Origin of the sequence: Achromobacter sp. 413638 (assembly GCF_043119405.1) — a bacterium.
In the GTDB taxonomy this organism is placed as follows: Bacteria; Pseudomonadota; Gammaproteobacteria; order Burkholderiales; family Burkholderiaceae_B; genus Achromobacter.
On the sequence record NZ_JBICCO010000136.1, the window covers coordinates 1 to 10,607 of the forward strand.

Annotated in this window: 11 protein-coding genes and 1 pseudogene; 3 read left to right on the forward strand and 9 right to left on the reverse strand. The window is 58.4% G+C overall.

Features of this window, described 5'->3' with window-relative positions:
- Positions 1-112: 112 nt before the first annotated feature.
- The 3 genes from ACEU5R_RS31020 to ACEU5R_RS31030 form a co-directional block, all read right to left on the reverse strand.
- Positions 113-961, reverse strand: coding sequence for a lysozyme inhibitor LprI family protein (locus tag ACEU5R_RS31020; RefSeq protein WP_392413658.1), 849 nt, complete (start codon positions 959-961; stop codon positions 113-115).
- A 30-nt stretch (positions 962-991) separates the two neighbouring features.
- On the reverse strand, positions 992-2,221 hold the full coding sequence (locus ACEU5R_RS31025) for a hypothetical protein (protein ID WP_392413660.1): 1,230 nt from the start codon (positions 2,219-2,221) through the stop codon (positions 992-994).
- A gap of 159 nt (positions 2,222-2,380) precedes the next feature.
- The gene (locus ACEU5R_RS31030; protein ID WP_392413677.1) at positions 2,381-3,079 is read right to left on the reverse strand and encodes an N-acetylmuramoyl-L-alanine amidase; all 699 of its coding nucleotides are present in this window, start codon (positions 3,077-3,079) and stop codon (positions 2,381-2,383) included.
- Between the two features lie 293 nt (positions 3,080-3,372).
- Between ACEU5R_RS31030 and tenA the strand changes: the two genes are divergently transcribed.
- The 3 genes from tenA (at position 3,373) to ACEU5R_RS31045 (ending at position 5,958) form a co-directional block, all read left to right on the forward strand.
- Positions 3,373-4,035, forward strand: a complete 663-nt coding sequence (gene tenA / locus ACEU5R_RS31035; protein WP_392413662.1) for a thiaminase II — start codon at positions 3,373-3,375, stop codon at positions 4,033-4,035.
- A gap of 187 nt (positions 4,036-4,222) precedes the next feature.
- On the forward strand, positions 4,223-4,939 hold the full coding sequence (locus tag ACEU5R_RS31040; protein WP_392413663.1) for a class I SAM-dependent methyltransferase: 717 nt from the start codon (positions 4,223-4,225) through the stop codon (positions 4,937-4,939).
- A gap of 413 nt (positions 4,940-5,352) precedes the next feature.
- Positions 5,353-5,958 (forward strand): class I SAM-dependent methyltransferase, encoded by a 606-nt coding sequence (locus ACEU5R_RS31045; protein ID WP_392413665.1) that lies wholly within the window; start codon positions 5,353-5,355, stop codon positions 5,956-5,958.
- 470 nt (positions 5,959-6,428) lie between these two features.
- On the opposite strand, the gene ACEU5R_RS31050 is transcribed toward ACEU5R_RS31045, so the two are convergent.
- The 6 genes and pseudogenes from ACEU5R_RS31050 to ACEU5R_RS31075 all read right to left on the reverse strand — a co-directional run bounded on the left by ACEU5R_RS31050 (position 6,429) and on the right by ACEU5R_RS31075 (position 10,449).
- Positions 6,429-6,854: a transposase gene (locus ACEU5R_RS31050; protein WP_392413667.1), complete on the reverse strand. Its 426-nt coding sequence runs from the start codon at positions 6,852-6,854 to the stop codon at positions 6,429-6,431.
- Between the two features lie 15 nt (positions 6,855-6,869).
- The gene (locus ACEU5R_RS31055) at positions 6,870-7,241 is read right to left on the reverse strand and encodes a hypothetical protein (protein ID WP_392413669.1); all 372 of its coding nucleotides are present in this window, start codon (positions 7,239-7,241) and stop codon (positions 6,870-6,872) included.
- Between the two features lie 19 nt (positions 7,242-7,260).
- Positions 7,261-7,574, reverse strand: a pseudogene (locus ACEU5R_RS31060) (DUF1153 domain-containing protein).
- A 674-nt stretch (positions 7,575-8,248) separates the two neighbouring features.
- Positions 8,249-8,542: a hypothetical protein gene (locus ACEU5R_RS31065; protein WP_392413671.1), complete on the reverse strand. Its 294-nt coding sequence runs from the start codon at positions 8,540-8,542 to the stop codon at positions 8,249-8,251.
- Between the two features lie 215 nt (positions 8,543-8,757).
- Positions 8,758-9,492: a hypothetical protein gene (locus ACEU5R_RS31070; RefSeq protein WP_392413673.1), complete on the reverse strand. Its 735-nt coding sequence runs from the start codon at positions 9,490-9,492 to the stop codon at positions 8,758-8,760.
- A gap of 297 nt (positions 9,493-9,789) precedes the next feature.
- A complete protein-coding gene (locus ACEU5R_RS31075; RefSeq protein ID WP_392413675.1) occupies positions 9,790-10,449 on the reverse strand; it encodes a hypothetical protein in 660 nt (219 codons plus the stop codon).
- Positions 10,450-10,607 lie beyond the last annotated feature (158 nt).

Below are 10,607 nucleotides of genomic sequence, written 5' to 3' on the forward strand. Positions count from 1 at the left end.
GTGCTGCAGGCCCGCCTCAACAAGGCCTTCTACTTCGACGATATCTGAAACGAAAAAACCGGATGCCACCGCGCCGCGGTTCGCATCCGGCTACCGAGTTCGAGCTATCCGCCTAGCGCCCCGCCGTCGTCGGATTGGCCAGCGGGAACGTATCGTCCGTCAGGCAAGCCTTGAGCCAGTCGTAGTCGTCGCTGTCATAGACCTCGCCATCGAGCCGGGGCAGCGGCTTGGTCGGATAGCCCATCGGCGTGCGCACCTTGGGACCGGTGTTCCAGCGCGCCTCGTCCGAGATGCCGCCCGGGCAGTTGTCGTCGTTGCCGTTGTACGAGCAGGACGCCACCGGCACCAGCTTCTGGTCCACCACCTTCGCCACATAGCGCTGCGCGTAGACCGAGCCCGTGGCCCAGTATTGCTCGGCGGTGCAGACTCGGTCCTTGTTCTGGTAGTGGCTGATCGCGAAGCAGGCGTAGATGTCGTTCGGCGGCAGCAGCTCGCAGACCACGTCGTAACCGTCGTAGGGACCGCCGGTGAACTGCTGGCGGAATTCCCGCTGGGCCAGCGCCGTGCTGATCAGCCTGGGCTGCTTGCTGCCCTTGTCGCGCTCCGTCAGCGCGTCGATGCGGGCGCTGATCAGATCGGCCGCGACGGAACCCGCCGTCTTGCCTTCCGGCACGGCGTCGATATTGGCGATCAAGTCTTGCAGCTTGCCGTCGCGCGCGGCGAGCCAGCGGCGCTGGCTATCCTTCAGCATCGCGCGGATCTCGTCGTCCGGCGCCTGCTTCATCAGCGCGGCATAGGCGCGGTTCAGCCCGGCGTCCTCGGCTTTCGCCTCGGGGCTGGAGCAGATCAGTTTCTCGACGGGGCTGGACGCCTTGCCGCAATCGATCGCCAGGGCCGGCGCCGCCGCGGCGGTCAGGCCCGCCAGGATCAGGAACCGGGTCGCGCGCAGACTGACATGCATGGTGCTTCTCCAAAGTGCAAGGGCGGCCGCTCAGCGGCTGATGACCTCGCTGTCTTCCAGGACGATGCGATAGTGATCGCGCAGGTCCAGGATGTACGTGAAATTCGACGTGCCGCTGGCGTTCTTGCCGCGTTCCGGGCTGGACACCTTGTAGTCGTAGATGCCCTTGACCATGCACAGCTGGTTCTCGCACTTGGCCCGCAGCGTGCTCTGGTCCACCACGAAGCGCCGCACCGGCCAGCGCGTGAAATACGCCTGCTTGTCCACCAGCACCTCGGACTTCGGCCGCTTCTTCTTGAAGAAGTCCACCGTGTCCGCGTAGAACTCGCGCGTGAACTTCATGGCCTCTTCGTTGGTGCCGCTGCCCGCCTGGATCATCAGCGCGGCGGCGTTGATGGCCTTCTGCTCGTCGGACGGCGCCGCCGGCGCGGGCTGCTTGGTCAGGTACGGATTGGCGACCGGCGCCTGGCCGGCGGCGGCCGGCTGGCGCGGGGGCAATTTCGCCTCGCCGGCCGGCGCGGACGTCTGCTGCTGCGGCGTCGGGGCGGGCGCGGATGTCTGCTGCTGCGGCGAGGGCGACGGGGCGGGCGCGGCGCGCTGGCCCCCGCCCTGCTGCGCGCCATTGGCGGACGCCTGGGTCGGACCCACGCGGTTGATGCCGTACTTGGCGATTTCCTGCGGCGTGAAGAAGTACATGTCCTTGGACGGCGTGCTGAACATGATGCCCAGCACATCCGCCGACACGCCGTACTTCGGCAGGGTCGCCACGATGTCCGACACGCCGAACTGCGCCTGCTCGCCCGTCAGCTCCGGCGCCGAGATCTGATGCACGCCCAGCCGGCCCACCGCCAGGCGCTGACGGCCGGCGAAAAACACGAAGGAACACGCCGACGCGCAGTAGCTGTCCTTGGGAATATAGGTGTTCAGGCCGCGCTCGTAGATCTCTTCCGCCACCACCAGCCCGATGTGGACCAGGCCGCCGCCATTGTTCTGCAACACGATGGTCGAGATGGTCGGATGCTCGCGCAGCGCCTTCTTGAAATTCAACATATCGTTGGCGCCCACCGCGCCCACGTAGATCAGCAGGTCCGGCTCGCTGCGCAGGAAGAAGAACGGACCGTAGCGCTCGGGCTCTTCCTGCTTGGCGGACGCCGGCGCTTGCGCCTGCTGCGCCTGGGCCTGCGCCACGCCGGCCGACAGGGCCGCGCAGGACAGCGCCAATGTCGTGCTCCAGACCGTCAGTTTTCTTTTCAGCCTCATCAATCCTCTCCCTGGGAACCTATGTCACGCAGACCGTACGGGCCACGCCGCGTTTCGCGCTTGTCCATTGGCCGGCTCGCAAGGCGCGGCGCTTGAAGCGGGATTTTATCCATCCGGCGCGACAGCGCCAGCCGCCGGGCCGGACGCGCGCGATCCGCGCTAGCCACCCAGGCAGGCGTGCACGCCATCGGCGATCGCGCGCGCCATGCGTTCGATGGTGTCGGGCCGCGCCACCCGTGCCTCGTCGTCGGGGTTCACGATCACGCCGGCCTCCACCAGCACCGCCGGCATGGTCGCCGTCTTGAGCACCGCCAGCCCGTCGAAGCGATGCACGCCCAGGCGGCGGTCCAGCAGCGGGCGGTTCTCGCCGGCGATGGGCTCGGAGTGATACAGCGACGGCTTCTCGCCCGCCGCCACCAGCGCCTCGCCGATCGCCTTGGCGCAACGCAGGCTTTCCTCGTAGCGGGGATTGCGCTGCGAGACAAAGATCGAGAAGCCCGCGAATTCGCGCTGACGGCCCGCGTCGATGTACTTCTGCTGCATCGAATCGTGATGGATGGAGATGAAGAAATCCGCATCCGGCGCCAGCCGCGAGCGCTGGCCCAGCGCCACCTCGGCGCCGTCGGCCGCCACGCGCCTGACCCGTTCGCCCAGCGCCGTCAGCCGCGCCGCCACGGCGCCGCTCAGCACGAGGTTGTACTGATACTCCACCCGGCCGCTGGCGCCCGTGGCCCCAGGCCGCGCGGGCGTGTGGCCCGTATCCACCACCACATAGCCGGCCTGCGCCGACAAGGCCGGCAGCGCCAGGCACACGGCCGCCGCCACCCGACCCGCGCGCCGCCGCGCCGTGATCGCCATCCGCCTGATTACCCGTTCACCGCTGACTGAAGACACGCTGGAGTTCGCCCTGTTGAGAGAGGCCGGCCGCTGAACCGCGACCGGCACGGAATGCGCCGGATTCTCGCGCAGCCCGCCGCCTGGGGCAATCGCCGAATGCGGCGCGCGGCGCCAGCCCGTAACAGGCGCGGCGCGGCCCCCGGCCCCACCGGAAGCAAATGACATGAAAAGTTACCCGGCCGCTGGGTGTTGCTATCCTTGGCCGGCAGCCACGGCGCGACTTCGCGCGCCGTCCGACTACGCAGAGGAATCCCATGTCTTTCAGCTCCGACGCCTGGGCGCGCAACGCCGCGCTGTACGAGAAAACGCGCACCATGCCGTTCAACCAGGAGCTGGCCAGCGGCCAGCTCGACGAGCACGCGTTCCGCCACTACATGATCCAGGACGCCCACTACCTGGTCGCCTTCGGCCGCGCGCTGGCCGTGGCCGCCGCCAAGGCCGACAACGCCGACGGCGTGGTCCAGTTCGCCGACGCCGCCAAGAACGCCGTCGTGGTCGAGCGCAGCCTGCACGACGGCTTCATGAAGCAGTTCGGCATCAGCGCCGACACCTTCAACGCCACCCCGCTCACGCCCGCCAGCCACCACTACACCAGCTACCTCATCGCCACCGCCTGGAGCGCGCCCTACCCCGTGGCCCTGGCCGCGCTGCTGCCCTGCTTCTGGATCTACGCCGAGATCGGCCGCGACATCCACGCCCGCGCCGTCAAACCCAACCCCTACAGCGCCTGGATCGACACCTACGCCGGCGAGGAATTCCACACCCTGGTCCGCGAAGTCATCGCGTCCGTGGACCGCGCCGCGGAACTCGCGTCCGCCGTAACGGTCAAGGCTATGCACGAGGCATACACACACGCCGCGCGGCTGGAATGGATGTTCTGGGATTCCGCGTATCGGCAAGGCGCATGGGAGGTCTGAACCACTAAAGCGGTAAACGTCACGACGGCAGGGATGGGAGGAGCGGCAGCTCGCGGAAATTGTTGCCCCCACGCTGCACCCGCTAAAGCGGGTTTGCTGCCCCCCAAGGGGGTGTTTTTACCTTGGGGCGGCCCGGCGGTAAAAAAAGCCGCCCCCCATCCCCGCCGTCGTCTTGCACATTGCGGCCGTGCAACGCACAGGTGCGTCAGCAGGAACTCGTCGGTACCGGACGCAAAAGATCCGGCCGATCAGGGGCGATCACATTTCCTTAGGCAAACTCATACACAAGGCCAAGCTGGGGCTTTTCCACTGGTCTCCCACCTTCGCCGCGCGCTGCGGCATCACTTTCAAGCTGGAGGCACCCAACCGCAGTTTCCTGGAACGGGAGATCTTCGATCATCTGAACCAACTGGCCACGGCATCCCCGGGCCGCAAGGCATGCCTGTTCATCGGCATGCACTACTACACCTGGCATTACCCGCGCATGCTGAAGATGGATTTCCACTCCCTGGACCTGGATCCGGCGCAGGCGATCTATGGACCGCCGGGCAGGCACACCATCGGCAGCGCAACCGACATGAGCGGCTTTTATGGCGACGAGTCGTTCGACGTGGTCGTCGCCAATGGCGTGATCGGCTGGGGTTTGAACGAACAGGCCGGGTTCGAGCAGATGATGGCGCAATGCCATCGGGTGCTGAAACCGGGCGGGCTGCTGATCCTGGGCTACAACGACACGCCGGAACGGGCGCCGTATCCGGTGGATATCGGGCATGCGGGGTTATTCGCGCCTGTCGTGCCGGCGATTCCGGGGGTAAGGCATGCGCGGCATCCTATGCATGATGGATATGCGCATGTGTTCCTGTTTGGGGAGAAGCGGATAGAGAGCAATGTCGCGGTAGCGTGATCATCTTTGGTAGACAGACGCCGGCCTAGTGCCGGCGTCCTGCTTTTGGCGCATCGATTTCTTCAGGCAGACCCAGGCAAACAACATTGCAATGCCGCCGCCGGAATCGCCTTCACCTTGCCTATGCGCGACCGCAACGGTCGCGTCATTCTGAAATCAGACGGCGCCTCGCGCCAGTCCACCCCATTCCTCCCTCGTCCCATTCATATCAAACGCACCGCTGATTAGCCTCTTGCGATCAGGACCGCAACGGCCCTGACGGCTGGCCCGCGTCAGCTCCTGCATGCGTGCCTGCCACGGCATTCGCGCGCACACGAAGAACCTTTGAAGTGCTGTTGCGCGAAGCAAAGCCCTTCAATCCGGCCATCTGAGGTGAGCAAATTTCCTTACGCAAACTGATCCGCAAAGCCAAGATGAGACTGTTCAAATGGTCTCCGGCCTTCGCCGCGAAATGCGGCATCAAATTCCGGCTGCGCGCCGTGAATCGCCAATTCCTCGAACGGGAAATCTTCGACCATCTGAACCAGCTCGCCGCGCGCTCGCCCGGCCAGATGAAGTGCCTGTTCCTGGGCATGCATTACTACACCTGGCACTATCCCCGGCTGCTCAAGATGGAATTCCATTCGCTGGACATGGATCCCGAACAGGCGATCTACGGTCCGCCGGGCAGGCACGTCATCGGTAGCGTCACGGATATGAGCGGCTACTACGACGAGGCGTCATTCGACGTCGTGATATCCAATGGCGTGATCGGCTGGGGGCTGAATGAGCGGATTGGATTCGAGCAGATGATGGAACAGTGCCATCGGGTGCTCAAGCCGGGTGGGTTGTTGATTCTTGGGTATAACGATACGCCGGAGCGGAAGCCTTATCCGGTGGAGATTGATTATGCGGGGCTGTTCGAGCCTGTCGTGCCGGCGATTCGGGGGGTAGCGCATTTCGAGCATCGGATGAATGATAGTTATGCGCATGTTTTTGTTTTTGGGCGGAAGGGGGAGGTGGTGACAGAGGCTGCTTGAAAAAACACTGGCTTGGGGCCGGTGTCAGGTGAATACCATTTCAGTATTTTATATAAATCCTACGATGCTTAGATCGTGCTTGAACTCATCAATCTCGTCCCGGGGCACCAATTGAAGCAAATTATCTAGTGCATGCTCTGAAAGCAAACGGCAGATTCGCGTTCTATGATATTCGGCTTGTGCCGGATACCAGCAAGCCAAAACCAAACAAACAACTTCAAGCATCAAGCACTCCAGGGGGGAATCAAAACTACCCTTTCCCCCCGCATACCCATCGTAAACGTCAGACGCTATCTGCTCCAGTGTCCATCCTCTTTGTCCCTTGCCCGTGGGGAGCGGCCCATGATCCCGGCAGCCGTCCCAGTAATTCTCCAGAATCCATCTCTTAATTTGAAAGTAGGAAACACGATTTTGTTCCACGTCAATTCCCTTTCGAAGGCCGTGTATTGACCCAGCAGAACCTGCTCAGGTTAAGTGGCTAATGCAAACGCCTCAGCCGGAGTCTTCATCTCGAGCGCCTGGTGCGGGCGTCGGTGATTGTAAAAACGTATCCAGTCGCCTACAACGCGGCTGGCGTGCTGGATATTCTCGAAGCGATGCCGATGCGCGCATTGTTCTTTGAACGTACGGATGACACGCTCAACCATGCCGTTTTGCTGCGGGCAGTGCGGCGTGATGAACTCCTGGCGCAGCCCGTAGCCTCGCGCCAGCGCGGTGTAGCTGCGAGACGTGAAGACCAGTCCGTTGTCCGATCGCAGCAGGAACGGCGCAGGCACGCGCCCCAGTGTTCCGAAACGGGCGATCAGGGCGTGTTCCAAGGCACTGCCAGCGGTGCAGGCCTTGCCGCTACGCGACAAATGCCAGCCGAGCAACTCGCGGGTATGACCGTCGATCACCAGCGCCAGCGTGGCTCAGCCATCCCGGCCCGCCCAGACACGGCATAGGTTCGTTGACCAACGCTCGTTGGGCTTGCTAGCCACCGACGTCAGCGCCTGGATTCGTGGTCTGAAGCCAATCGGCCGCTTGCGGACCTGCCAGCCCATCAGTTGGAACACGCGCTGCACGGTGTTCTTGTTGAACCCCAACAGATGCGCAACCGTCCGGTAGCCAAACGACGGCGACTCTTCAATCATCGCCTTGATCGGGGCGACGAACTTCGGATCGACCTTCGGCGGCGATTTAACCGGTTTGTAGTAAACCGAACGGCGCGGCACGCCAAACCAGCGGCACAGCTTGGCAATCGAGACGGTGATGCCCTCGGCTTGCAGTCCCTGGCGGATCATCGGGGACGCCCAGTCTCGATCACTTCTCGTCCTCGCCCAGCAGGGACTGCAATTTTTTTCTCGCGCGCAGCTCCAGCATCGCCTCGCCATACGCCTCTTGAAGATCCTTGAGCTGACGCTCGTACTGCTCGCGAACGTCCTGGGGATTGGCGCGCAGCGCGTTTTCCATGCCCCGCTTGCCGTCATCGACCCACTGCTCGACCTCCGAGGGCGACAGGTCGTATGGCGGCTCGCTTCGGCCACGGCGGTCTTGCCCTGGATGATGTCCAGTACCAGCGCACTCTTGCGCTTGGCCGTCCAGCGTTTGATGTCGTCCTCCATTTTCGTGCTCATCGTCAATTCCATCGATTATGACGTGAGCAGGTTTTCACTGGGTCAATACATCAATGACTTGGGTATTTCGTTCAGATGCCGACGTTGGCCTCTTGTAGTACGCCGCCCGCGAAAGGCGGGCAATCTGACAAGCGCGCGTGATTGAAAGCTTTGCTTGCACTAGCTGTGCGACCACCTCGCTCCTGGCCTGCGGCGTCAGGATTTTCGGTTTAAGGCATCCTTGATCGCCGCATTCTCCAGCGCCGGGTCAGCAAACATGCGTTAAGTTTGGCGTGCTTCGCCTTCCTTCAACCCCACAACGATCTAGCTCTCTGTAAATCTACTTTTCTTCAAGTGATTCTCCGACTCAGGGAGGCTTAGAAATTCTACCGGCTGATGTCTAACTGAAGGGGAGCTTACGCGTTTTTGGGGAGAACGTCATTACTCCGCAATCGCCCGCCCATAAACATCGTACGGGCTTGTAGATGCGGACTGCCTTAAGGGCAGAATCCAATTTGTGCTATTCCGGTCGCCAAACCAGACTCATGAGGATTCATGAGCAGAGTGAGCTTAGGGTGGCGACGTAGGCGCTGTATATGGCGTTTGATCTTATTTTTACGCGAGAGGATAGCCCAATTGCATACCGCACGATCCGAACCGTTGCCTGGAACGATTTATCCGACGATCGATAGGTCTCACAGAATTATCTCAACCTTTCCATGCCCGACCAATCTATCAAGCTCAAGCACTTCGAAGACATCCCCAACCTTTATTATGTCTTTGAAAAAGCCCAAACTTACAAAGCTGATCTTTGTCTCCAACGCTTCTCCAGGATAGTGAAGACAATCATCTTGATATCTGTGCACACCACTAACCAGATAATCCATCGCTGCAAACTTGTGATGCGGAGAATATCCGGATCGCACTCCTTTTAATTTTGGATCACTCACACCATCTGCCAAACGAATCGTAGCAACCATGTCGCTCAAGATGATCAACCCACACGCGATCAAAACCCTTCCCAGGAAATGATCCGATGCATTCGGATGTTTTTATTGCTGTGAAAAACTCTCTTTATTGAAGGAAAGTGAATTTATCTCAAAACATTAGCACTGCGACTGAATTTCAAGCCTATCGTTCAAATTGCGCACAACATCTTGACGAGTAAGGCGTTATTTATTTTATTTTCAATATAGCCCTACATCTACGCCAGAAAGAACCCACTCGGAAAGAACCCCTTAAGCTCAATACGCCGCTCTGCGAACAACTCAAAATCTCGAGCGACGTCTTGAATACTCTCCGTAACTCTCACCAAATAACCATCGCCCATCTTTTCAATAGGAAATCCTGCACGGAAGATTCCCTCAGCATCAACCTTCTCAGCAAACTCATTCCCATAAAACATGGCCCAACCAACATTAGGAATATCGGGCTTCAAAGCTGCATTGAACGAGCCGATCTGAAAACTCTCGTTCACCTCATGTACACCAAGTTCCGGCTCGGTGAAGTAGTGCAACATACCTAGCTGGGGAGGGAAAATCTCACACCATGTCTTGAAAAGTTGAAACCATTCAATTTTCTCACTAAATTTTGAATTTAGATGCACTCCACCCGGGACAATTTGATTTCGAATATTTCTAATAGTATGAGATACGTATCCCGTATTTCTAACGGACCTCTTCCTTTTCCAAGCAAAGTTATCGACAAGCTCTGAAAGAGTGCCATTTGCACGTATACAGATCTTTTCCGACCAAAGCCGTTCCGCATGCAACTCACCTTCAAACGGCTCCGTCACCTTGTCAGCATTGTGCGAAACGTACTCGGGCGCCAAGAAACTGGAGTCAACATATAAGGATGCGAGCAGTTTTCTTCCAACATCCCACCCATCTGTTTCAATCTTGGTTCTTAGCGAAATCTGAATATATGGTTGCGGCGTCATAACATCAATATTTTGTTAGCTCATAGACACCGGAATTTTACCAATAACCCCTCGTAATCCCTTGTCGAAGACTCTTGAAAATACTGGTAGTTCTTCAACTCACAACGAAATCCAGAGGATAACCGATTACTTCAACATAGATAATCTGCCCTCGAAATTGGTCGGACGTTTTAAGTCCTATCAAAGACGCCCACGCCCCAGCTCGCCGCCCAGAGCAGCGACATATTCTCAGCAGCACAAGCGCAACTTGCCCCTCACATTTATGAACAATTCAAATTCCAACCCGATTATTTAATCCTACTCAAGAAAAAACCCACTCGGAAATAGGCTTCTAAGCTCGGTGCGTTGTCGCGCGAAAAACTCGAAATCACGAGCGATATCCTTTATATCTTCTGTGACTCTCACCAAATACCCATTACTCATTTTTTCAATAGGAAATCCTGCACGGAAGATTCCCTCAGCATCAATCTTCTCAGCAAACTCATTCCCATAAAACATGGCCCAACCAATGTTCGGAATATCTGGCTTCAGCGCGGCATTGAAAGAGCCAATTTGAAAGCTATTTCTCCGCTCGTGCGGCCCGAGCTCCGGGTCAGAAAATAAATGCAACATTCCGAGCTGAGGCGGAAATATGTCACACCAATTCTTGAATAAACCATACCAGTTTATCTTGTCGCCATACTCAGATTTTAGGCAAATATCCCCCGGAACAATTTGATTTTTAAGATTCCGGAATGTATGACTGACACGACCTGAACTTTTAAGGAAACTCTCTTTTTTCCAAGCAAAATCGAGAAAAAAATCCGAAATGGTTCCATTTGCTTGTATCGAAGCCTTTTCTGCCCAAAATCTTTCCATTTTTTTTTGGCCATCAAAAATCTCCGTTACTTTGTCAGCATTATGTGAAACAAATTCTGGAGCAAGCAACCCACCATTTGAGCTCAATGAATCGAACAATCGACTTCCAACCCCCCAGCCAATGGTTTCGCTATTAGTTCTTATCGCGATCTGAATATACGCTCTCATAGCATTAGAATTTCGCTAATTCACCTGTTGCCGGATTGTACTTATATATATCACCGCCAGTCATGCGCACCTGTTTTGTGAGTTCCTCA

What these genes read in the sequence shown, in the direction of transcription:
- tenA (WP_392413662.1), top strand. Translation starts at nt 3,373, where the DNA reads ATGTCTTTCAGCTCCGACGCCTGGGCGCGCAACGCCGCGCTGTACGAG.
- ACEU5R_RS31070 (WP_392413673.1), bottom strand. Translation starts at nt 9,492, where the DNA reads ATGACGCCGCAACCATATATTCAGATTTCGCTAAGAACCAAGATTGAA.
- ACEU5R_RS31025 (WP_392413660.1), bottom strand. Translation starts at nt 2,221, where the DNA reads ATGAGGCTGAAAAGAAAACTGACGGTCTGGAGCACGACATTGGCGCTG.
- ACEU5R_RS31030 (WP_392413677.1), bottom strand. Translation starts at nt 3,079, where the DNA reads ATGGCGATCACGGCGCGGCGGCGCGCGGGTCGGGTGGCGGCGGCCGTG.
- ACEU5R_RS31020 (WP_392413658.1), bottom strand. Translation starts at nt 961, where the DNA reads ATGCATGTCAGTCTGCGCGCGACCCGGTTCCTGATCCTGGCGGGCCTG.
- ACEU5R_RS31055 (WP_392413669.1), bottom strand. Translation starts at nt 7,241, where the DNA reads ATGATCCGCCAGGGACTGCAAGCCGAGGGCATCACCGTCTCGATTGCC.
- ACEU5R_RS31045 (WP_392413665.1), top strand. Translation starts at nt 5,353, where the DNA reads ATGAGACTGTTCAAATGGTCTCCGGCCTTCGCCGCGAAATGCGGCATC.